Here is a 24,060-nt window from a genome sequence, read left to right on the forward strand (position 1 = left end):
TATAATCTTCCTCTTCGCGTTCTTTAGTTACTGTGCTTGAACGCGAAGTTCAGCAGAAGAACGACTACGATGACCTAAAAGTGTTTTTACGTCAGTAGCTGTTGGTTTAATTAATTTAAACATTGGTGAAAATTTATCAAAGTCTGCAAGAATTTCTTGGGCACGTAAGCTGCCTGTTTCTTCGAAATGTTCATTGATAATGCCGCGTAAATGTTCCATATGAATATTGAAATCAGAAACGGCTAACATTTCTATTGATTCATTATTCATTCGGATGGCGAGATCATCGGCTTCGTCAAGTACGTAAGCAAAACCGCCTGTCATACCCGCGCCAAAATTCACCCCAACTTGACCTAATACGGTGACTATACCGCCGGTCATGTATTCACAGGTATGATCACCTGTACCTTCAACCACTGCTTGGCAACCAGAGTTACGCACAGCGAAACGTTCACCTGCACGGCCGCACGCATATAGATTGCCACCTGTGGCACCATATAAACAGGTATTACCCATGATCATCGTTTCATGACTCTTATAGGCAACACCTTTCGGTGGTTTGATAGTCAGTTTACCTCCAGCCATTCCTTTGCCCACGTAGTCGTTTGCATCACCAGTTAAGGTTAATTCAAGACCACCAGCATTCCATACACCAAAACTTTGACCAGCGGTACCGGTTAATTGAATTTTGATTGGCTGCGCAGCCATGCCTTGGTCACCATGCTGCCTTGCAATTTCACCTGATAATACCGCACCTACAGAACGATCAACGTTTTTGATGCTAAATCGGAAGTTTCCACCTGTACTGTGTGCTACTGCATCACGTGCAGCAGCTAAAATTTCTCGATTTAACTTACCTTCATCAAATGGCTTGTTTTGCTCTGTTTGATGAACAGCAGTATTTTCTTTAGGGACAACGGGCGCAATGATAGGTGATAAATCAAGTTTCTGTTGCTTAGCACTTATACCTGCAAGTGGTTCAAGTAAATCTGTTCGACCAATAATTGCGGTCAAACTTTCAACACCTAACTGAGCTAAAATCTCACGCACGTCTTGAGCAACAAATTTGAAATAATTCATTACTTGATCAGGCAAGCCTTTAAAAAACTGCTCGCGCAATACTTCATCTTGAGTAGCAACACCTGTTGCACAGTTGTTTAAGTGACAAATCCGTAAGAATTTACAGCCTAGCGTTACCATAGGAGCTGTACCAAAGCCGAAGCTTTCAGCACCTAAAATAGCGGCTTTAACGATGTCTAAACCTGTTTTTAAACCACCATCTACTTGTAATCGTACTTTGTGGCGTAGACCATTAGAAACAAGTGACTGATGTGCTTCTGCTAAACCAAGTTCCCAAGGACAACCCGCGTATTTAACTGATGTTAATGGGCTAGCCCCTGTACCTCCATCATAACCAGAGATAGTAATAAAGTCGGCATAAGCTTTGGCAACACCTGAAGCGATTGTACCAACGCCTGGGCCAGAAACGAGCTTGACAGAAATAACAGCCTTAGGATTTACTTGTTTTAAGTCAAAGATAAGCTGAGCTAGATCTTCTATAGAGTAAATATCATGATGCGGAGGTGGTGAAATAAGTGTTACGCCTGGTACTGAGAAACGTAATTTTGCAATAAGCGGCGTTACTTTATCTCCTGGTAATTGGCCACCTTCACCTGGTTTTGCACCTTGCGCTACTTTTATTTGCAATACATCTGCATTGACTAGGTAGTGTGGTGTTACGCCAAATCGACCCGATGCAATTTGCTTTATACGTGAATTTTTCACGGTACCAAAACGACGCTCATCTTCGCCTCCTTCACCAGAGTTTGAGAATCCACCTAAGCGGTTCATAGCAATAGCTAAAGCTTCATGCGCTTCAGGGCTCAAAGCGCCGATAGACATCGCGGCACTGTCAAAGCGTTTAAACATTTCAGTGTCTGCTTCTACCGAATCAATACTGATTGGTTTAGTGTCCGATTTAAGCGCAAGTAAATCACGTAAAGCGGCAGCCGGACGATTATTGACGGTCTCAGCAAATTTACGATAGTCGCTGTATTCACCACTTTGCACGGCATCTTGTAAATTTTTCACCACATCAGGGTTGTACGCATGGTACTCACCACCGTGAACATATTTTAATAAGCCTCCGTGACTTATTTTTTGATGGGCTAAGAAAGCTTTGCGGGCTAAATTAATATTATCTTGCTCTATATCAGTAAAGTCAGCACCTTGAATACGGCTTGGTAAGTCAGGGAAGCAAAGTTGCATGATATTTTGATTCAAACCGATCACTTCGAAAAGACCAGCACAGCGATAACTTGCGATGGTAGAAATACCCATTTTAGAGAGTATTTTCAGTAAGCCTTTATTAATACCGTTACGGTAGTTTTCAACGGCTTCACGTGCCGATAAGTTGATTTGACCTTGATCGACAAGTTGTTCTACCGTTTCAAAAGCAAGATATGGATAGATAGCTGTTGCACCTAAACCGAGTAAAACGGCAAATTGGTGTGAATCTCTGACTGATGCTGTTTCAACAATAATATTCGAATCGCAACGTAATTGTTCATCCACTAAGCGTTTTTGTACCGCACCAACAGCCATAGCTGCAGGTATAGGCAAGGAGCCTTTATCAATTTGGCGATCAGAAAGAATCAAAATTACCGTGTTTTTATTACGAACAAGCTCAACAGCTTCATCACATACACGAAGAATTGCGGTTTCTAACCCTTCAGAAGCATGATAATTTAAGCTTAACGTATCACTTCGGTAATGTTCAGGATCAAGCTCTCGCAATTGCTTTAAGCCGGTATACATTAATACAGGAGTATCAAAAAGGATTCTGTCTGCATGACCAGTAGTTTCATTGAATACGTTATGTTCACGGCCAATACACGTACCTAATGACATCACATAACGTTCACGTAATGGATCTATAGGCGGGTTAGTCACTTGCGCAAATTGTTGACGGAAATAATCGTATAAGGTTCTTGGCTGACTTGATAACACCGCCATTGGCGTATCATCGCCCATTGAACCTGTTGCTTCTTGACCGTTTTCTGCCAGAGTTTTAACCACTTGTTGAATTTCTTCATAACTGTAATTAAACAATTTATGATATTGGGCAATGCTTTTATCGTTAAATGCTCGCTTACCAATAAGCTCTGCATCGAGTTTTTCGAATGGCACTAAACGGCTAATATTTTTATCTAACCATTCACGGTACGGATGACGTACTTTCAAATCGTTGTCGATATCATTTGAGTTGAAAATTTTACCTGTATAGGTATCTACGGCAAGCATTTCACCTGGCCCTACACGGCCTTTTTCTACTACTTCATCTTCGCCGTAATCCCAAATACCCACTTCAGAGGCAAGGGTGATAAAACCATCACGTGTAATAACATAACGTGCAGGGCGTAAACCGTTTCTATCAAGGTTACAAGCAACATGGCGACCGTTAGTCATCACGATACCTGCTGGGCCATCCCATGGTTCCATGTGCATTGAGTTAAACTCATAAAATGCTTTTAAATCATCATCCATTAATGGACTGTTTTGCCATGCAGGTGGTACTAATAAGCGCATAGCACGGAATAAATCCATACCACCGGCTAAAAATAGCTCAAGCATGTTATCTAATGATGATGAATCAGACCCTGCTGCATTAACAAATGGCGCCGCATTTTGTAAGTCAGGTAAGAGCGGAGATTGAAAACGATAAGTACGTGCTCTTGCCCATTGTCTGTTACCTTTAATGGTATTGATTTCACCATTGTGGGCTAAATAACGGAAAGGTTGTGCTAAGTGCCATTGTGGCGATGTGTTGGTTGAAAAGCGTTGATGAAATACACAGATTGCTGTTTGCATGCGTATGTCAGCAAGATCTAAATAAAAGTTAGGTAAATCTACAGGCATCATTAAGCCTTTGTAGATGGTAACCAAGCATGACAAGCTAGCCACATAAAAGCGTTCGTCTTCAATACGCTTTTCTGCGCGGCGGCGAGCCATATATAAACGGCGCTCTAGATCGCGATTACGCCAACCCGGAGGCGCATTGACAAAGATTTGTTCAATAGTAGGTACATTACCGACTGCAATGTCACCTAATATGGAATTGTCAGTTGGCACGACACGCCAGCCAACTAAGGTTAGCATTTCTTGTGCAAGTTCTTGCTCAAGTATTTCTTTAGTTTGTGCTGCAATGATAGGATCAGGGTTTAAGAAAATCATACCAACGGCATATTTTCTTCCGAGCTTCCAATCATTCTCTTCAGCAACTGCACGGAAAAAGCTGTCAGGCTTTTTCATTAATAATCCACAACCGTCGCCTGTTTTACCGTCAGCATTTATACCACCACGATGTTGCATACGATCAAGTGCTGAAATTGCGGTTTTTACAAGCTTGTGGCTGTTTTCACCATGTTGATGTGCAATTAAGCCGAACCCGCAATTGTCTTTTTGAAAGTTGGGATCATAAAGCTGCATGTTTTCTCTCCTAAAAAAAATACCTACTTGGCACCAGAGTCGTTAAAATTAGAATAAAATTATGTAAAAAATGCATAATTACTCTGGTTTTTGAGCTAAGCGGAACCCCTAACATTAAACGCAAACTGGTTAAAGGTCAATAAAAATAGAGTTTTTGCTCGTAATTTATTTACATTTTTATATCCTGTTGTATTTAAAGGGTAAAGTGTTGTTTTTTACATGAAAGAGCTCTTTATCTTAATGATAATTATTTACATTTAAGTGGGTTTTGATCGTTATGTGGTTGTATAATGTAAATTTATTACATGATAGGTAAGGGCTAGCCACAGGTTTGCGATTTAGGTAATTTATGCAAAAAATTATTCACCTTAAACATTAAATAACTAACCTATAAAAAATTGCTATTAAAAAGTTGGTAAGTTGAATGGAATAATTAGGGACTATTGCGCTTTCGAGAGTAAATGTTGAACCCAAAGGGTAGCGTTTTTTGTCATTTATACGTCGTTATTGCTTTTTCATGGGAGTGCACAGAATAATCACACATTAATCGCAATGCCTTGTTTAAATATCAATAAACGGTTGCAAAATAAACGCGAAAAATCAATAGGGCCTAGTGGAAATATTTAATTTATGTATACAGGCAATATGTAGTAATCGTGTCTCAACAGTGAGTAGCAACTATGTGTGTCAGATAATTCTTAGTCAGTATTAACGCTGCGTGTCTTTTTAGCGGAAAATAGATAAAAAAATAGCAGGAATTGTTCCTGCTATTATAAGAACGTATGCTTGAATATTAAGGTTGGTAGCCGCCTGCTATACCTTTCGTCGTAATACTTACTGCATCATGGGCATGTAATGATTCAAGGTGGTTTATCTTTAACCAAAAGTCTTCAAACGCAGGTACTTGATTCATTGCAAATTGCAATTTACGTGCAGCATCTTCGCAGAACATTAAATTTTGACCGTTTAATCTAGCAAATTCTTGTTCATCTTCACGTTTTACTGCAGCTTGAACTGGGGTTTTTAACGCACCTTCTGTTAAATCTACAATGTCTTTAATTGGAAATTCAGTTAAGTTTTCACTAAGGCTTACTTTTATCTCTGCTACTGAGCGTTGGCTATGAGGTGTTGCAACAATACCTTCTGTTGTACCTAGCCATTGATGAACATCATCGAGGTTTACGCTTTCTTCGTTAAATGATTCTTTAAATGCACGTTGGATCAGTTGGCGAGCTAATGCTGCTGAACAAGGGCAAGTTGATGAATAACGCACATCAACATGAAGCTCTATGCTTAGCTTACCTTGGTTTAATCTACCGGTAATTGTAACAGGATAGGCTTTCCAGCCTTGTTTACCGCTAATGAGCGACTTTCTTCTTAAATGGTAATCGAAGCGAAAAACCACTTTAGCATTATCGCTAAGCTCTTGATGACTACTGATAAAACCATCAAGCAGGGTAACTAAGCTTTGATAGTTTAATTCATTACTTGTGGAAAGCTCATCAAGCAACAAATATAAGCGAGACATATGAATGCCTTTAGCTTGTGGTTCTTTTAAGTTAACAAACGCATCAACAAACGCAGAAACCATTCTAGGAGACTCATCTTTTGAAGATAACATAATAGGCATTTCAATATTGCTCATTCCCACCCAATCTAGTGTTCCTTCGGTTTGGGCAGTAGTATGATTTGCAATATCAGGCATTAAGGTAGACATGGAGACTCCGGTAATAGGGTGTTATATAAAGGGCTAGGCTTCCCCTAACTTCAGTTATAACAGGGTTAATGCATTTAAGCGTTTTTAGTAATGTTAACGCCTAGTTTTAAAGGGCGAGTATTTTGAATGAATTCATCGGTAAAAGCAATATTAAGCTGGTATATGCTATATCGGCCAACTGTCAGAAAATATATCCAGAAAGTAATATTGGAGCAGATTAATGACAAAATGAATTTGCCTGTTACAATGAATATCAACCGTACGTAGATAAATGAATGTTTAATAATATGAAACAGTTAGATACTGAGCTGCTTGTTGGTTATATTGATAACCTTGGCGTAGATGTTGTGAGGCAGATGTTAGCGTTATACATTGAACAATCTCAAATCTATTTAGATGATATAGCAGAAACAGTTGAGAATGAAAACCAGTCAGGTTGGCAAGAAGCATGTCATAAAATGAAAGGTGCTGCAGGTAGTGTTGGTTTATCTGTTGTACACCAGCAATTAGTACAGGTAGAAAAATCGACGGATGAGTGGCCACGCAAACGTGAGTATTTGGCCTTATTGAAACATGAGAATCAGTTATCAATTACAACATTTGAAACGTGGTTAGACTCTCAGTAACTTATTGCAGCCATTACTTATTTGATTGCATATGGCAAGTTGAGTTATTTGCGTATATTAAAAAGGTTAGCATTACTAACCTTTTATAAACTGAGCTTTATGTTGTATTGTGTTGGTATAAAGAAAATTGTTAATTATTCTACTTTACCGACGAATCGATAGCCTTCGCCATGAATGGTATTAATTAACTCAACTTGTTTATCTACTGACTCAAAGTGCTTTCTTAATCGACGGATGGTTACATCAACTGTTCTATCGTTTGAGCGTAAGTCTCGTCCGGTCATTTCTTTAATTAATTGTTGGCGGGTAACGATTTGGCCAGCATTGGCAATCAATAACCGTAATGCTCTATATTCACCGCGCGGAATTGAAATAATATCACCATTAGGTGCGGTCATTTGTCGAGAATTACCATCAAGTGTCCACTGATTGAATTTAACAATGGCATTATCAGTATCATTTTTTCCTTGCGTGATACGATTTAATATATTGCGCGATCGAATGGTTAACTCTCTAGGGTTAAATGGTTTAGTCAGGTAGTCGTCTGCGCCAATTTCTAACCCTAAAATTTTATCGATATCACTATCGCGGCCGGTAAGAAAAATAAGTCCTAGGTCGCTATTGGTGGTTAATTCTCTTGCCAAAAGTAGCCCGTTTTTTCCTGGTAAATTTATATCCATAATTACCAGGTTAATGGTATTATTTTTTAATTGCTGCTCCATCGCTTCGCCGTTTATTGCTTCTGAAACAATGTAACCTTCTGCTTCGAATAAGTTGCGTAAATTAAATCGAGTAACTTCTTCGTCTTCTACAATAAGTATATGAGGTTTTTGCATGCGTTTTTCCAAAATAAATACAGTAATACGTAATCTGGTTTTTGTCTGTTAGTACAATTATAACGAATTTAAGTGTTATTGTTTATCGTTACATCTTAATAACAATTTTATACACCCTAATATAAAATAACAAATATTCCAATGGCTAAAATCTAACCGGTGTTAATAAAGTGTTAAGCTACATACTTGGTTAAAGTAGCTGTTCACTGATAGGGAACTGAATTTCAAACTTTGTGCCTTGTTCGGGGTTGCTTTCTAGCTTAATACTCCCCCCTAGTGCTTGTGTTACCAAGTTATATACGAGATGTAGCCCTAAGCCGCTACCTCCCTCACCGCGTTTTGTTGTGGTGAAAGGTTCAAAAACCTTATCTTTAATCTCACTGGCAATACCTTGCCCATCATCTTGATACACCATATGAAGCGTTTCGCTATGTTGAGCAATTGACAAGGTAATATTACCATTTTCTTGGCCATCAAAACCATGAGTAATTGAATTTAGAATTAAATTTATTAGCACTTGGTTAATGGGGCCTGGTTTACTCACAACAGTGAGTTCTTCAGGACAGTGGAAAGTAATATTGTATGGTGAGTTTTTAATTTGTGGTGCTAAGGTTAGCATCATTTCATTAAGCAAATCATTGAAGTTAAATTGTCTGAATTCTTCACTTGACTGATCAACAGCCACCTTTTTAAAACTAGAAATAAGCTCAGCAGCGCGTTTTAAATTGCGATATATAATGCCTACGTTTTCTTCGCCTTCGGTAAGAAACTTCTTAAGCTGACTTGATTTTAAAGATTTATCTTCAAAGGATGCTTTAATATCTGTCAGCCTATCGGAAAGCAACGTAGAAGCTGTAACACCTAAGCCTATAGGAGTATTTACCTCATGAGCAACTCCCGCGACCATATCACCTAAAGATGCCATTTTTTCACTTTCTACCAGTTGGTCTTGGAACTGGTGTAATTTTTCTAAGGTAGATAATAACTCTTGGTTCGATTCTTTTAATGCGTCAGTTCGCTTGGTGACCTTGTCCTCTAATTCAATATTTAATTCTAGACTTTGCTTTTCTGCTAAACCTAATTGTGTGATATGCCGTTCAGTGCGGTTTAAGAAGTTATTGATATTCATGGCTACAATTTCTGCTTCTCTATAAGGTAAGCTTGAAATTCGTAAACTGTAATCTTTTGATTGTGTGATTTTTAAAATATCGGTACTTAACGTTCTTAATGGTGTCACTATGTAATTTTCCAGTCGATAACTGACAAAAAAGACACAACAAAAAAGTAGTAGAATCAGCAAAACAAAAATAATAATAATATGGGTATCGAACGACAAACCTTGTTGAGTATCTAGTTCAATATACACATAGCCTAGCTTTTGATCTTGTAGAGCAACAGGGGTAACAAACTTAACTACATCACCTTCTTTGACGGGAGTTAGATAACGGTTCTTTTCTTGTGTCGTAATTTTTTCGCCAATAGTTTTAGCACTTTTTAAGTAATCGTAACCTGCGAAATAATTGAAATTATCTGTGGTATGTTCTAATGCGTAAACATCAATTTTTTGTATTGCTTCATTGGCAGAAAAAAGTTGTAATTTATCTTCTAAGGCAAATTTGTCACCACTGCGTAAATCATCTGATGCCAGCTGAACAACATAGTTAGCCCATTGGATTGTATTTTTTTCTAATTGATGTTCAGATTCATTTAAGAAAGTTTTTGCCATGTAGGCGCAAGCGAGTAAAACAAATAGCGACACAAAACCCACAATGCTGATCAGAATTGCGCGACGTATTGATTTTATGTCTTTATGAATTGGCATTAGAATAATATAGTTTATTTACCGTTAGCTTGATAATTGTTGATATCAAGTTAAATTGCAACTCAAATCTGTAAATTTCAATTACTTATCTTATTTTCTAGCCGAATACACAGTAAAGCCATGTTTGGTAGCTGCTGTGGATACCTTTTTAAAATATGACGCCATAATTGGCTGATATTTTAAAAAACTATTGGCTACAACGGTTAATGTGCCGTTAGGTTTTATGTATTTATGGATACCCGATAGAAAGCTTTCTGTTGCGGCGTAGTGTGTTTTGATTCCTTGGTGGAATGGCGGATTTGTGACAACATGATCGTATTGTGCTTTTATTGACGATAAACTATTCGTTGCAATCAAGTTACCAGATAGCTTGTTTATTTTAAGTGTTTTTTCAGCCGATGCTAAGGCTAATGCGCTCACATCAGCAAGTTCAATAGTGATATGTTGATTGGTTTTCGCTAAATACGTTGCAATAACACCTGCACCTGTACCGAAGTCAAGCACATGGCCTGATAGGTTATTTGGCAGGTGTTCAAATAAAACGCTTGTGCCTTTATCAAGACCGCCTTGACTGAAAACACCGGGTAAAGCCGCTATTACGCATTGTTCACCATTAATGGTTAAATCGTAATATTGAAACCAATCTTCAAGGTTAAAAGTGGGCAATTTATTTAAGGTTAATTCATACAAAACACAGTGCCGAGCAGAATCAATTTTATCAAGGGTGTTGTGATAACCTTGAGTCAACTTGCTTATTGATTTTATACCGCTTTTATTTTCTCCAACAATTAATATTCTTGCATTTTCTGACAAGTTTGCACTGAGCATTGCCAACGTAAACGTGAGTTCTTTTTTACTCTTAGGAAAGGTCATTATCATTAAGTCATGTAACGTTTTACTTTGATATTGACTATGAAAAATGGCGTTACTTTTTACGGTATTGTCTCTAAATAGGTAAGCATCATATTGCGTATCGTAAAATGTTATCTCATCAGCAGATGAAATTTGCTGCAAATGATTAGCAAAGTTATCTTGTGGCATGTTCACTAATAAAGGTGACGAAGCGATGAGTAAATCATCATGACGGGCTAACACTTGGCTAAGGTTGGTTAAAAACATTGATTGCTCAGTACAAATTGAATTCTACGCAGACAGAAAAGTACGTAAATTTGTGTCATAATTAGGCAGTATTCTACCTTATTATCTTGATGGTACCAAGGTTTAGCCTTACATTGTAAGGTGTAATTACTAGGAGTAAGTTATTGATATATGGTTGAAGCAAATACAAGCTTGGTGGTTTAGAAGCAACCTTTACAAGCGCATGCAAAATGCGAAATATTTTTTATTGCCATCATTGTTTAATAAAAAGCCTTGTATTGAAGTATATGTCGCGCTAAAAGATCCTCATAGCTATATGCTTATACAAGCGCTTATTCATATTGAACAACGTTATGAGGTAGACATAACATTATACCTTGTTTATGAATCTTTACCGGGGATAAACGTGTATCCCAAGCTTATGCGTCAGTGGGTGCTAACTGACGCTAATGTTATTGCACATCGCTATGGTTTAAAGGCAATTACCGTTGCGCCCAATGACTCTCAATTATTAACAGGTCAGCAGTATTGGCAGCTATCAGTGAAAAATGTTGTCGATGCTGAAAAGCTTTTTACCACTACTTGGCAAGGCTCATTTGAATATTACTGTCAAACATCAACTCCGGTGATTAATTTTCAAATTAAAAATCAGCGTAGACTTGTTAATAAGGGACATTATTTAGCGGCCACCTGTTTTTTTGCTGGAGAATGGTTTTTAGGCGTGGATAGGTTAAAATATTTAGAGCAGCGATTACTGAGCCTAGGGTTGATAAAAAAAGACAGCGAACCGTATTTTCAGCATGAATTTAACGATGAACACTTCACTGATCTGACTGTACCAATAATTAAAGATAGAACTGTTGACGTTTATTTATCATTAAATTGCCCTTATTCGTATATCGGGTTTGTTAAAGCGGTTCGTTTGGCAACAAAGCATCAATTAACATTATCGATTAAACCAATTATACCGATTGAAAAACGTGGCTTCAAAATTCCTGTTAATAAACAAAAATATATGTATAGCGATGCTTATCGTGAAGCGAAAGCAGCCGATATAGCATTTTCAAATACTATTACTTGGTTTGATCAACACGTAGTGTGTTGTTACCAAATTTTTTCTTATGCAGCAGCGCAGGGGAAAGCCATTGATTATGTTAGCGCGGTTTTTAACGCTTTATTTGTTGAATCTATTAACCTGAATGATGAGCATGCAATGAAGAGAATGTGTCAGCAATTACAGATTGATCATGCTGAAGCGCTAGCCTACCAACAACAACATGATTGGCAAGTGTGGGCTGAACAACATGTCAAAGAATTAGCTGAATTAGGTTTATGGGGAACCCCTTGTTTTAGATATCAAAGCACAAGTTGCTGGGGACAAGATAGATTCTTTTTAATCGAACAAGCTATTTCGCAACCCCCGGAAGTGAACAGTGAATATAGTGAAGAAGGTTATCCGGTTAAGGTTAATGTAAATAGGCTTTAGTAATTTTAGGTTTGCTACTGAGGTAAAGGATTTAAATTTAAACAGACCTAGTGTATTTTTGTTGTTAAATGTACGCAAATTAAGCTAATAGTGTTTCGGTCACTTCAGTATCGCGAGCCATCCATAGCCTATCGTTGAATTTATCAAAAATTGAAAGATATCTTTTATTAAGGTCTCCGATGACTTTTTTTGGCGTTAACGCTATTTCGCTTTCTTTTTCTCCTGTTATTGAATAAAACTCAAGCTTGAAAGGCGCTGAGTGCGTTTTAACTAATAAATGTGCACAATCAGTTGAAAACTGGCTAACACCCTTTGAAACCTCAGAAATGATGTTTTCGTTGCCATTTATTAACGAGCAAAGTTCTGATCTATCGCTAGGGTTGTCCATATGCATTTTGAAGTACTCACATCGGTGAAATAAAATGGTATTATTCACGTAAGCAACAGAGCAATCTGAGATATGCGAAGATTGAGATTTTTTCATTGAGTAAATAAAAGGATCATGAGTCGCATAATTATCATGAAGGTAAACCTTGGCGAAATAACTACTTTTAAATTTATAGAAATAATCTTCTAAGGGAAAAAGTAGCTCGTTATCTGCGATTTTGATTGCAGTTTTCAATGGACCTGTTTCATGCTGGTTATCTTCGGGAAAAGGCGATTTAAATGGGTATTTCTTAAATATTTTATTGTTAAAGTCATATTCAATGACGCTATGATCAAGAACACAGCCAAATCCAGAATCAGTTTTATAAAGCGCCCCCCTGTAGTTGAAATGATCAAATTTCATTCTAGGGATTTCATAATCAAGTACTTCAAAATGTCCTGACTTCAATATTAGAAACCTTCCGCTACAGTGAGCATGAGAACCTAAAACGACACAAATTTCATTGGGTAATGAAATGCATCCATGGACAAAATAAGGCAAGTTATATTTGTTCAGTACTTTTGTTTTTAAAGCCATATGAAATATTTATAAAAAGTTATTAACTATCAGTTGGTTAATATTAATAGCACATTAAAAAGGGTAAGTTAAGTAGGTGGATTAACTTCTATGTCCGAAGGTACTCTAACCAAATAGCGTGTTGAACAAGATTTTCAGATAAAGAAGATTTTCACTATGTAAAGGGTTGGTGGTTGCGAGATATTAGAATAAATGTTCTAATATGGCGTCCCTTTTATCGTAGGTGGGTTTCACCGGCCTACGCAAATAGGGCCAGAAGAGGCGCGTTTACTAGGTAGTTAATGGGAAGAGATCAAACTCTTATGAACATTAACCAGGGAGTATAACGCCGAGATAAATATATATTTGATGATGTATTTGTCGGTTGTTCAGGCTGAATCCTGGCAACTGTCACCGTAAGGTGGAGAGCTTCTGGCCTTTGTCAGGTTTAGCTACTTCTCTTACGTAGTTATTCGTCTGCAAAGCCTTCAGCTCTCCATTTAATTTACACGTTATCGCGTGGCATTTCTGCCGCGCTTTTTGAACTGTTAGTTTTTGGAGAATTTACCTAGTGAGTTGGCAACACACCTTAGAACAATTAGAAGAAGGCACCATTAGAGCGGCTAATAAAGATGAGCATGGTACATGGCATGCAAATGTCGCGGCTAAAGAAGCGATATTAGCGGCTTTCAAAGCTGGAGAAAATACAGCATTTACGGGGCCATACCAAGGATTTGTTGATAAACATAATCTACCCGCCAGAGAAATGACCGTTGCTGACGGTGTGCGCCTTGTACCGGGCGGCTCTTCTATACGTCGAGGTGCACATGTTTCACCTGGCGTAATTGTTATGCCACCAGCTTATATCAATGTGGGGGCATTTGTTGACGAAGGTACCATGGTAGACAGTCACGCTTTGATTGGCTCATGTGCGCAAATTGGTAAAAATGTGCATGTGTCTGCCGCGGTACAAATTGGTGGTGTATTAGAGCCTATTGGTGCGAGCCCTGTAATTGTTGAAGATGACGCATTTCTTGGGGCGGGTGTTGTCGTTGTTGAAGGTATCGTGATCCGCAAAGGGGCAGTGCTTGCTCCGGGCGTAACACTTTCTGCTTCTGTGCCTGTTTACGATTGTGTTAACCATGTGCAACTAGCTAAAGGTGCTGATATTCCTGAACGTGCGGTTGTGGTGCCCGGCACTCGACCGGTATCAGGTTTATGGGCTAATGAAAATGGGTTGAACATGGCTTGTGCGCTGATTGTTAAATATCGTGATGAACAAAGTGATGCTTCATTAACGCTTGAATCAGTACTTCGATAACAGGAGAAAATATGCAGCACTCAACGGGTGAGCAACTAACCAATAACTGGTATCAACAGTTTCAAAAAAGTGAAGGTCTACAACAGGCATTAAGTCATCATGTTAGTGATAATGTCGATGAACTTGCTTACTTTGTTTACGACTTAAATGCATTAAAAAGTCATTTATCTTCCTTACAGCAACAAGATGTAGTGAAACTTTGGTATGCAGTAAAGGCAAACCCTTTATCACGTATTATTCAAACGGTTGATCAAGCAGGGATTCAGTTTGACGTTGCCAGTAGCGGTGAACTACAGCAAGTGCTTGACCAAAATGTGAGTGCTAATCGAATACTCAATACTGGCCCTGCTAAATCGCGCGCTCAACTTGCCGAGTTTCTAGCCAAAGGGGTCAACACGTTTGTTGTTGAAAGTCCTAATCAGCTGAAGTGGTTGAATGAGCTAGCAAATGAGCAGTCGGTAACGCCTGATGTGCTGTTACGAGTACAGTTACAATGGCCTGATGGTGAGAAAAATCCGTTAGGTGGTAACCAAATAACGCCGTTTGGTATGTCATTAGACGCGTGGAAAAGCCATCATGTATCTTTGTATCCGCACCTGAATATATGTGGTCTACATATTTTTCAGTGGGGTAACATGTTGTCGAATAAAACAATGTATGCCCTATGGCAGCAAATGATAGAGCCTTTAGTGTCGCTTGCTAAAACCCTTGGTATGTCGTTAAAAATACTCGATTTAGGTGGTGGTTTAGGGATTGATTACCATGAGCACGGACAACAGTTACATTGGCCAGATATTATTGCAGATCTAGCGAAAATTAAGCAACAGGCAAATGTTGCCGAGCTATGGCTAGAACTTGGTAGATATGCTGTAGCTAATTGTGGTTACTATGTGACCTCAGTGGTTGATAAAAAGGTTAATTTTGACCAACAGCAATTAGTGCTAGCGGCAGGGATTAACCATTTGTTGCGACCGGGGATAACCGAGCAGCCTTTTCCTGTTCGGCTTTTACGTGATTCCTCGCAAAAAAATACGCTATTCGATTTACATGGTCCGTTATGTACCAGTATGGATAAGCTTGGTAACTTACCGTTACCAACGGATGTAGATATAGATGACCGCTTATTATTTGGTTATGTAGGCGCATATGGTTTTACTGAGAGTATGCCATTCTTCTTATGCCATCAAACCGCTGCAGAATATGTTTATTGTGAGCAAGGGCTATCTCTTGTACGTGCAGCAAAGCCTGCGCAGTGGTATCTAGCATAATAATAAAAGAGACGATAATGACAAATTTTACAAAAGACGTGATGCATGTAGGTGAAATGGCCAGTGGCGCAGCACTAACGGTTCCAGTGTATCGACTTAAAGGTGATTCAACAGCGCCGAGTGTTTATATTCAGGCGAACATGCACGGTGCAGAAGTACAAGGTAACGCGGTAATTTTCCAATTGCTGGAGTTATTAAGGAATACGCACGTTAAGGGTGATATTACCCTGGTACCGTATGCTAACCCTGTTGGTTGCAACCATAAAAATGGTGAATATACACTAGGTAGGTTTGATCCTATCACCGGCGTTAATTGGAATAGAATGTATCATTTTTCGCCTGAAATGATAAAGCCGTTTGTCCGTGAGAGCATTGGTAAAGACGATAAAACCATTGAGGCGAACTTTAAAGCATTAATGATCCAAAGTATTGAACAAAAACTTAATCACAATATTTTTGGTTTAACGACTGGGCAACGAATCGCTTATCAGCTGCAGCGCTTAGCACACCAAGCAGACCTTGTGCTTGACTTGCATACTGGGCCAATATCTAGCAAACACTTATATTGCCCAGAATACGCAAAAGAAAGCGCTAAACACTTTGATATTCCGCATACGTTGTTGATCCCAAATCAATTTGACGGAGCATTAGACGAAGCAACTTTTTGCCCTTGGTGGCATCTACAAGAAGCTTTCGCAGAGTTAGGTATTAACTTTTCGATAAGCTCTGCTTCATTGAATAAAGAAAGCTTTACGGTTGAACTTGGTTCACAAGAACAAATTGACTTAGATGTCGCTTTAGAAGATGCGCAAAGTATTTTGAGTTACTTACAGTATAAAGGCGTCATCGATGCGCCAGAATACCAAGCAAAACAAATGACTCGTTATGCATGTATGTTAAAAGACTATAAAGCCTATTATTCACCCATGGGCGGAATGGTAGATTATTTGGCTGAATTCGGACAACCTTTGCCTGCTGGCGAGCCGTTAGCAAGAATATTAAGAATGGATAACTATGGTGATGGTGATCCTCTGCATTATTTATCTTTGGATCAAGAAGTTATTCCTATTTTGCACTTTGCATCAGCAAGTGTTAACCAGGGCACTGAACTTTATAAAGTGTTTACTAAGTATTTTACCTTATAAGTGAAAAATTTAATTAAATGAGACTGAATTTACACCAATAACTCAGTCGCGTGTTATTGGTGTAACCTACTTTTACTTAACGTTAGCCATAGCGTTTATGGGTATTATTCTTCCGCGTGTTCTTTGATGTAAGCAAAAAGATCTCGATATGATTTACCCGGTTTTTCAGCGTTATGCTCTTTAGCTGCTTGGCGGACAAGTTGCCTTAATTTTTGTCGTTCCATTGCTGGGTATTGTTTAAGCATGGCTTCAATTTTATCGTTACCTTGAGTAATAAGGTCATCACGCAATTGTTCTAAACGTAAATGACGTGAGGTGTCTTGCTGATGTTTATTCGCCATTATATCTAATGCTTGATTCACATCGGTTAAATCAGTTTCAAGTAACACTTTACTCATAAACCTGACATGACGGCGTAATGCTTCAGGCTTATTTTTAATTTTGTCAGCGAGCGCTAACGCTTCAAGAATTTCTTCAGGAAAGGGCACTTTCGCGCGCTGTGCTTTGGAAAGCTTAACCAATTTCATGGCAAAGTCTTGCATAGCGTGCATTTCACGTTTTATTTCGGTTTTACTTTTATAATCTTCATCGAATTCATCGATATCGTGTTCGTACTGAGGCATAATAACGCTATCATTAAAAATTTTAAGCATTATACAACAAGCGCGAACTCGCCTCTAGCAGTGAGAGCGTTTGCTTGCAACAAAAGAGCTATATTGACGAATGACCGATATAAAAACAATCCCTGAACAAATGACAGATGTTAAACAAACCGTCGCAGACGCCTTAGCCTTAGCGAAAACACTAGGTGCAGATTGTGCTGAAGTGTCGATGAGCAGACAACAAGGTTTGAGTGTAACAACAAGACTAGGCGATGTTGAAACGGTTGAATTTACCAGTGACGGTGCTTTAGGAATAACGGTTTACCAGCAAGGAAGAAAGGGTAGCGCTTCAACCGCTGATTTATCGCAAGATGCGCTGAATCAAACCGTGCAAGCTGCAGTCAATATTGCTAAATATACGTCAGTGGATGAAAGTTCTGGGCTGGCAGATAAAGCGTTATTGGCAATGCAGCCGAAAGACTTAGATTTATACCATCCTAAAGTATTAACAACGGAAGAAGCGATTGATTTAGCCAATTCCTGTGAACAAGCTGCATTAAGTGCCGATGATAAGATCACTAACTCAGATGGCGCCACTTTGGCTTGTTTTGAGGGTTTTAAAGTTTATGGTAATAGTCATGGTCAGATTGTGGGATACCCAAGTACCCGTCATAGTTTAAGTTGTGTCGTGATAGCCGCAGATAATGACGAAATGCAACGAGATTATGCTTATAGTGTCAGTCGTGAATTTTCACAATTAAATGCTCCGGAAGCTATCGGTAAAGAAGCGGCCAATGAAGTGCTTGCGCGTCTTAATGCACAAAAACTACCGACGGCTAAGGTGCCTGTTATGTTTCGTGCAGATATTGCTAACACCTTTTGGGGACACTTTATTGCCGCTATTAGCGGCGGTAATTTATATCGTAAATCATCATTTTTATTAGATGCATTGGGCGAGCAAATCTTTCCTTCGTTTTTAACGATAGAAGAAAAACCACATATTTTAAAAGGTTTAGCCAGCAGCGCATTTGATAGCGAAGGTGTAACCACGAATGATCGGGAAATTATCAAAAACGGTGATTTAGCCACCTATTTATTAACCAGCTATTCTGCGAGAAAATTAGGCATGACAACAACAGGGCATGCTGGTGGTATTCATAACTGGCAGGTCAGTGCCAATGGTGGTGATTTTGACGCAATGTTAAAAACCTTAGGCACAGGTTTATTAGTGACAGAATTAATGGGCCAAGGTGTTAATGTTGTTAACGGCGATTATTCAAGAGGAGCAGCAGGTTTTTGGGTTGAAAATGGTGAAATTGCTTTTCCTGTTTCTGAAGTCACTATTGCAGGCAACCTACAAGACATGTTTAAAAATTTAGTGGCTGTTGGTAATGATTACGACCTAAAAGGCGCTATTAAAACAGGATCAATCATTATTGATCAAATGCAAGTTGCCGGAAATTAACAGTACTTAGTTGAGTGCCGCAATCTAGCAATTGCGGTGAGCAGCTGATGTGAATTAACCCAGCAGTAATGCTGCTGTACCTAAGAAGGCAAAAATACCCACTACGTCAGTAATGGTTGTTAATATCACGCTTCCTGCTAATGCAGGATCAATATTCATTCGTTTGAGCATAAGTGGGATAGTAACCCCTGCTATCCCAGCTGCAGTCATATTCATTAACATAGCAAAAGCAATAATACCGGCGAGTATTATGTCTTGTTTCCAAATACCTACTACCGCGGCAATTAAAATTGCCCAAATAATGCCATTCAAAAAGCCAACGGCTAACTCTTTCATTAACAATACGCGGGAGTTTGAATCACCAACGTGGCCGAGTGCGATACCGCGGATCACCAGTGTTAGCGTTTGATTGCCTGCAACACCGCCCATGCTAGGAACGAGTGTGTTTAAAATGGCGAGAATGGTTAATTGGCTTAAAATATCTTCAAACATGTTAGACACAACAACGGCAAAAATAGCGGTTATTAAGTTAACACCTAGCCATATAGAGCGGCGTTGAGTACTTTTTAATATAGGTGCAAACGTATCCGCTTCATCATCAAGACCCGCCATACTCATCATAGAGTGCTCGGCTTCTTCACGGATGATATCGACAATATCATCTACAGTAATACGACCTAATAATCGACCGTTATCATCAATCACCGGGGCAGAGAACCAATCATAACGTTCAAAGAGTTGCGCAACTTCTGTTTCGGGCATTTCAACATTTACGGCTTCAATATCCGCATGAATTAACGTTGAAATAGACTCTTCTGGCTTTGCGGTAACGATAGCTGCAAGTGATACAGCACCAATAAATTTATCATTACGGTCAACGACATAAAAAGAATCGGTGGCGACAGGTAATTCGCCCTTTAAACGTAAATACCTGAGTACAACATCCACGGTTACGTCAGGACGTATCGTGATGGTATCGGTATTCATGATACCACCAGCGGTATCTTCTTCGTATGAAAGTGCTTGTTCTACACGGCTTCGATCTTGCGAATCCATTGAATTTAGCACTTCGTTATAGACAGTATCTGGTAGTGTTCTTAACACCTCTGCAAGATCATCAACATCCATACCTTCAGCAACTTCTGCTAACTTTTCTGGACGGATATTTTTTAAGATGCCTTTACGTACTTCTTCACTTAACTCTTCTAATACTTCGCCATGATGATCAGGATCGATAAGTTGCCATAAAATAGTACGACTTTTATTTGGGGACGACTCAAGCAGTAGAGCGAGATCATAAGCGGGCATGTTTTGTAGTAGTTTGCGGACATAAACAAACATACCGCTGCCAAGCGCTTCATTGACTTGTTGTAGGCGTTGTTGGCTTTGTTCTTGTTCTGACACTTCCGGCATCATGCTACCCTTTGCCGTTTTCACGAATTTAGAATGCTAAAAATGAAACAGATGGGTGATGTTCTTAGAACGTCACCAAGGCATCTACTATATTTGGTATTATAGTCTATCTCAACTGGTTGGTTTTAGCAGCTTTTTTCTTATTGTAAATGTGAACACTACATTGGCATAAAGGGGCGTTTTTTCGTGTACGTTTATAATATCACCAAAGGCGAACACATTATTCTTCTTCATCGAACTTGTTAGTAAATAGTTGGTGTACTTCATCTAATGCACGCTTAGCGTCAGGGCCCTCAGTATGGACAATCACTGTCTTACCCTGGCTACCAGCAAGTAACATTAAACCCATTATGCTACTGGCATCAACTTGCTTACCCTCTAACTCAATCATTACCGTTGCTTTAAATTGTTGAGTTAATTGCGCTAACTTAGTGGCAGGTCGAGCGTGTATCCCTAATTTGTTGCTGATTATGATTGAGCGAGAAAAGTGAGCCATATGTTTAACCTTATCCCTTAAGTTGACGTGCTGTTAGTGTAAAGGTAATTTATTCAAAGCTGCTACGTTTTTACCGTTGTATTCATTCAATTACTTACTACGTTATTATGATGAAAAATACTTGCCAGACAAAGGTCTATTATGTGCTGGGTAATTTAAGATCGCGGTGACGAGCTTGTACATCTTTACGCTCTTTCTTTAAGTTAGATGCTAACAATTCGGCAATATATACAGAGCGATGCTTACCGCCAGTGCAGCCAATAGCGATAGTAATATAACTACGATTATTCCGTTCTAAATGCGGTAACCAAGTCATCATAAAGCTGTTTATCTGCCAGATAAACTTGGTCACAATTGGTTGGCTGGCGAGAAAGTCTTTTACTGGTTGCTCTAACCCAGTAAACGGCTTTAATTCTTTTTCCCAAAAAGGGTTGGGTAAAAAGCGCGCGTCAAAGACAAAATCTGCATCTTTTGGTAGCCCGTGTTTAAAACCAAATGATTCAAACACTACTACCATGGAACCACTTTTTTTGCCCAATACTCGCTCGCGTATCAAGTCTGCAAGTTGATGTGGTGTTAACTGACTAGTATTTATATATAAATTGGCGCGAGCAGCAATGGGTTCAAGTAATTTCTTTTCTAAAGTCATCGCTTGGTCGAGTGCGATGTTCTGGCGAATGAGCGGATGCAAACGACGTGTTTCGCTAAACCGTCTAATAAGATCGCCGTCATCAGCGTCTAAATACACAATAGAAAGCTCTACTGCACTAGGTAAATAATCGAGTATTTCTGGTACATCTGTTGGTTCAGCAGGTAAGTTCCTAACGTCTAGGCTTACAGCAACTGTTTCGTAGTCATTAATAACCGTATGGGTCAATGCCGGTAATAAATTTACAGGAATATTATCTACACAATAATAACCTAAATCTTCTAACACGCGCAAAGCGACTGTTTTACCTGAGCCGGAGCGGCCACTTACTATCGTAAGTTTCATTGATGAAATCCTAGGTTATTGGGCAGTAGATTTTAGTAATTGAAATAATTCGTGGTTGTTGTCGCATTTGCGTACTTGCTTACACACGCTTTTATCGCTGAATACTTTGGCAATACTTTGTAGCGTTGATAAATGTTGTTGGCACTTAGCTTCCGGTACAAATAAGGCGATAAAAATATCTACAGGCCGGTTATCAATGGCGTCAAATTCTATCGGGGTTTCTGCAGTAGCGATAACAATCATGACTTTATCTGTTGATGTTAGCCGACCGTGTGGAATAGCAATACCATTACCAATACCGGTAGAGCCCATTTTCTCTCTTAACATTAAGCTTTCAAGTAAATTATAAGTGGTGACTTGATCGTTGGTATCAGCAGCTTTACTGCATAAAAGTTCAAGAATACGTTTTTTGCTGGTAGCTTGGACTGCACACAGTGTGCAGTCCTCTTTGATGATATCGATAAAATTCATAGTGGATTTTGTGATCAACAAACTAATGTTGATTAATTTTTCCCTTGTATTTGAGGATCTGTTTATCGAGCTTATTGACGAGTGAATCTATTGATGTGTACATATCATTATTTTCCGCTTTAGCATGCACTTCAGTGCCACTTAGGTGTACGGTTGCTTCAGCAATTTGACTCAGTTTCTCAACCGTTAACACAACATAAACATTGTTAATGTGATCGAAGTGCCGCTCTAGCTTTGCAAACTTTTTATTGACGCTATCGCGCATAGGTTCAGTAATTTCAACATGATGTCCGGCAAGGTTAATTTGCATAAGCGTTATCCTTTTACTAGAGAGTTAAAGTAAACTTTTACGTTGGTTAGACGGTGGAATATTTAACGATTCTCGATATTTAGCAATCGTCCGTCTAGCAACATTGATACCCTGTTCAGCCAATAGTTCTGCCATTTTGCTATCACTCAGTGGCTTAGCAGGCACTTCTGCAGCAACGAGCTTTTTAATTAAAGCGCGAATCGCTGTTGAAGAACATTCTCCGCCATTTTCTGTACTTACATGACTAGAGAAAAAATATTTAAGTTCAAAAATACCACGCGGTGTATGCATGTATTTTTGCGTGGTCACTCGTGAAATGGTCGATTCATGCATGTCTACAGCTTCAGCAATGTCGTTTAACACCATTGGACGCATGGCTTCTGGGCCGTGTTCAAAGAATCCTTGTTGACGTTGCACAATACAGTTAGACACTTTTAATAAGGTGTCGTTTCGACTTTCTAAACTTTTGATAAACCATTTAGCTTCTTGTAAGTTTGATCGAATAAACTGACTGTCATTCGTGTTTTTCATCGAACGAGCCATTGAAGCGTATTGTTGATTTACTGAAAGCCTTGGTGCAGTATCTGGGTTTAATTCTACGATCCAACGACCATTTTTCTTTTCGACTGATACATCAGGTACCACATATTGATCTTCACCTTGGATCACAGAATCACCAGGGCGAGGATCTAAAGATTGAATTAAGCGGATCACTTCACGTAATTGATCTTCTTTGAGTTTTGCTTTTCGCATGATTTGTCGATAATCACGGTTACCGAGTAAATCAATGTACTCATTGATCACGAGTTTACTTTCATTTAACCATGGTGTGTCTTTATCAAATTGGTTCAGTTGAATAGTTAAGCATTCAGCAATTGATCGAGCACCTACGCCTACGGGGTCAAAAACATTAATTCGCTTTAAAACCGCTTCGACTTCATCAAGTTCAACGTCTTCAACACCAACTGATTCTAAAATTTCTTCTGTGGTGACGCGTAAATAGCCAGCATCGTCAATGGCGTCGATGATTGCCATGGCTATGGCTTCGTCTGTTTCACTGAACGGGGTTAGCTTCATTTGCCAGCGCAAATGGTCTTGGATGGAATCGGTGGTTTCGCCTTGGTAAACGTAATCGTCAGAGATAGGTGCTGCGCCGGTATTTGATACGCCAGCACTGTAACTTTCATCCCATGTTGTATCGATATTCAGTTCTTCAGGGATATCTGATTTATCCATTGCTTCGGTGGTACTAATTTCGTCTACCGTTGGGGTAGAGTCTTCTGAACCATCGTTATTGTTTGGTTTCTCGTCATTAGTGTTTGCGGAAAAAGCTTCTTCTAAACGATCAGGTTGGTTGTCTTCTACAGACGATGATGATTCGTCAACCTCAAGCAAAGGGTTGCTTTCTAGTGCTTCTTGAATTTCTTGTTGTAAATCCAACGTGGACAACTGCAATAACTTGATCGCCTGCTGGAGTTGCGGCGTCATTGTGAGTTGTTGTCCGATACGTAGTTGCAGACTTGGGCGCATTAATTACTTCTTATCCTTTCAAGTAAATC

General features: G+C 39.1%; 19 protein-coding genes and 1 riboswitch. Of the genes, 6 read left to right on the plus strand and 13 right to left on the minus strand.

What is annotated here, in order from left to right; translation table 11 throughout:
- Nucleotides 1–27: 27 nt before the first annotated feature.
- Nucleotides 28–4,488, minus strand: coding sequence for a glutamate synthase large subunit (gene gltB / locus BI291_RS09925; RefSeq protein ID WP_074498605.1), 4,461 nt, complete (start codon nucleotides 4,486–4,488; stop codon nucleotides 28–30).
- A gap of 793 nt (nucleotides 4,489–5,281) precedes the next feature.
- A complete protein-coding gene (gene folE2, locus BI291_RS09930; protein ID WP_074498606.1) occupies nucleotides 5,282–6,205 on the minus strand; it encodes a GTP cyclohydrolase FolE2 in 924 nt (307 codons plus the stop codon).
- A 275-nt stretch (nucleotides 6,206–6,480) separates the two neighbouring features.
- On the opposite strand from folE2, the gene BI291_RS09935 reads away from it, so the two are divergent.
- Nucleotides 6,481–6,831 carry an Hpt domain-containing protein gene (locus tag BI291_RS09935; protein ID WP_074498607.1) on the plus strand — a complete coding sequence of 117 codons (351 nt, stop codon included), beginning with the start codon at nucleotides 6,481–6,483 and terminating at the stop codon, nucleotides 6,829–6,831.
- 134 nt (nucleotides 6,832–6,965) lie between these two features.
- Here BI291_RS09935 and arcA read toward each other — a convergent pair whose 3' ends face one another.
- The 3 genes from arcA to BI291_RS09950 all read right to left on the minus strand — a co-directional run bounded on the left by arcA (nucleotide 6,966) and on the right by BI291_RS09950 (nucleotide 10,608).
- The gene (gene arcA / locus BI291_RS09940; protein ID WP_074498608.1) at nucleotides 6,966–7,667 is read right to left on the minus strand and encodes a two-component system response regulator ArcA; all 702 of its coding nucleotides are present in this window, start codon (nucleotides 7,665–7,667) and stop codon (nucleotides 6,966–6,968) included.
- 190 nt (nucleotides 7,668–7,857) lie between these two features.
- Nucleotides 7,858–9,489 carry a sensor histidine kinase gene (locus tag BI291_RS09945; protein ID WP_254849558.1) on the minus strand — a complete coding sequence of 544 codons (1,632 nt, stop codon included), beginning with the start codon at nucleotides 9,487–9,489 and terminating at the stop codon, nucleotides 7,858–7,860.
- Nucleotides 9,490–9,579: 90 nt separating this feature from the next.
- Nucleotides 9,580–10,608, minus strand: a complete 1,029-nt coding sequence (locus BI291_RS09950) for a methyltransferase (protein ID WP_074498609.1) — start codon at nucleotides 10,606–10,608, stop codon at nucleotides 9,580–9,582.
- Between the two features lie 202 nt (nucleotides 10,609–10,810).
- Between BI291_RS09950 and BI291_RS09955 the strand changes: the two genes are divergently transcribed.
- Nucleotides 10,811–12,073: a DsbA family protein gene (locus tag BI291_RS09955; RefSeq protein WP_139302597.1), complete on the plus strand. Its 1,263-nt coding sequence runs from the start codon at nucleotides 10,811–10,813 to the stop codon at nucleotides 12,071–12,073.
- A gap of 79 nt (nucleotides 12,074–12,152) precedes the next feature.
- Here the strand turns inward: BI291_RS09955 and BI291_RS09960 are convergent, their stop codons facing one another.
- Entirely contained in the window at nucleotides 12,153–13,037 is an 885-nt protein-coding gene (locus BI291_RS09960; RefSeq protein WP_139302598.1) for a hypothetical protein, read from the minus strand.
- A gap of 248 nt (nucleotides 13,038–13,285) precedes the next feature.
- A riboswitch (Lysine riboswitch) is annotated at nucleotides 13,286–13,456 on the plus strand.
- Between the two features lie 131 nt (nucleotides 13,457–13,587).
- Between BI291_RS09960 and BI291_RS09965 the strand changes: the two genes are divergently transcribed.
- The 3 genes from BI291_RS09965 to BI291_RS09975 are packed head-to-tail and all read left to right on the plus strand — an operon-like array spanning nucleotide 13,588 to nucleotide 16,750.
- Nucleotides 13,588–14,337 carry a 2,3,4,5-tetrahydropyridine-2,6-dicarboxylate N-succinyltransferase gene (locus BI291_RS09965; RefSeq protein ID WP_074498612.1) on the plus strand — a complete coding sequence of 250 codons (750 nt, stop codon included), beginning with the start codon at nucleotides 13,588–13,590 and terminating at the stop codon, nucleotides 14,335–14,337.
- Between the two features lie 11 nt (nucleotides 14,338–14,348).
- The gene (locus BI291_RS09970) at nucleotides 14,349–15,605 is read left to right on the plus strand and encodes a PLP-dependent decarboxylase (protein WP_083601998.1); all 1,257 of its coding nucleotides are present in this window, start codon (nucleotides 14,349–14,351) and stop codon (nucleotides 15,603–15,605) included.
- 17 nt (nucleotides 15,606–15,622) lie between these two features.
- Nucleotides 15,623–16,750 (plus strand): succinylglutamate desuccinylase/aspartoacylase family protein, encoded by a 1,128-nt coding sequence (locus tag BI291_RS09975; RefSeq protein ID WP_074498613.1) that lies wholly within the window; start codon nucleotides 15,623–15,625, stop codon nucleotides 16,748–16,750.
- Nucleotides 16,751–16,854: 104 nt separating this feature from the next.
- On the opposite strand, the gene yjgA is transcribed toward BI291_RS09975, so the two are convergent.
- Entirely contained in the window at nucleotides 16,855–17,373 is a 519-nt protein-coding gene (gene yjgA / locus BI291_RS09980; protein WP_074498686.1) for a ribosome biogenesis factor YjgA, read from the minus strand.
- 100 nt (nucleotides 17,374–17,473) lie between these two features.
- Here yjgA and pmbA point away from each other — a divergent pair, with 100 nt between their 5' ends.
- Complete coding sequence (gene pmbA / locus BI291_RS09985; protein WP_074498614.1) at nucleotides 17,474–18,817, plus strand: metalloprotease PmbA; 1,344 nt, start codon at nucleotides 17,474–17,476, stop codon at nucleotides 18,815–18,817.
- Nucleotides 18,818–18,871: 54 nt separating this feature from the next.
- Here the strand turns inward: pmbA and mgtE are convergent, their stop codons facing one another.
- The 6 genes from mgtE to BI291_RS10015 form a co-directional block, all read right to left on the minus strand.
- Nucleotides 18,872–20,230, minus strand: a complete 1,359-nt coding sequence (gene mgtE, locus BI291_RS09990; RefSeq protein WP_074498615.1) for a magnesium transporter — start codon at nucleotides 20,228–20,230, stop codon at nucleotides 18,872–18,874.
- Nucleotides 20,231–20,450: 220 nt separating this feature from the next.
- Nucleotides 20,451–20,726 (minus strand): HPr family phosphocarrier protein, encoded by a 276-nt coding sequence (locus BI291_RS09995; RefSeq protein ID WP_074498616.1) that lies wholly within the window; start codon nucleotides 20,724–20,726, stop codon nucleotides 20,451–20,453.
- 139 nt (nucleotides 20,727–20,865) lie between these two features.
- Nucleotides 20,866–21,720: an RNase adapter RapZ gene (rapZ, locus tag BI291_RS10000; RefSeq protein WP_074498617.1), complete on the minus strand. Its 855-nt coding sequence runs from the start codon at nucleotides 21,718–21,720 to the stop codon at nucleotides 20,866–20,868.
- Between the two features lie 15 nt (nucleotides 21,721–21,735).
- Entirely contained in the window at nucleotides 21,736–22,191 is a 456-nt protein-coding gene (gene ptsN / locus BI291_RS10005; protein ID WP_074498687.1) for a PTS IIA-like nitrogen regulatory protein PtsN, read from the minus strand.
- Between the two features lie 22 nt (nucleotides 22,192–22,213).
- Nucleotides 22,214–22,501: a ribosome hibernation promoting factor gene (gene hpf, locus BI291_RS10010; protein ID WP_074498618.1), complete on the minus strand. Its 288-nt coding sequence runs from the start codon at nucleotides 22,499–22,501 to the stop codon at nucleotides 22,214–22,216.
- 24 nt (nucleotides 22,502–22,525) lie between these two features.
- Entirely contained in the window at nucleotides 22,526–24,031 is a 1,506-nt protein-coding gene (locus tag BI291_RS10015; protein ID WP_074498619.1) for an RNA polymerase factor sigma-54, read from the minus strand.
- Nucleotides 24,032–24,060 lie beyond the last annotated feature (29 nt).

The organism is Thalassotalea sp. PP2-459, assembly GCF_001913705.1.
Taxonomy (GTDB): Bacteria; Pseudomonadota; Gammaproteobacteria; order Enterobacterales; family Alteromonadaceae; genus Thalassotalea_C; species Thalassotalea_C hakodatensis.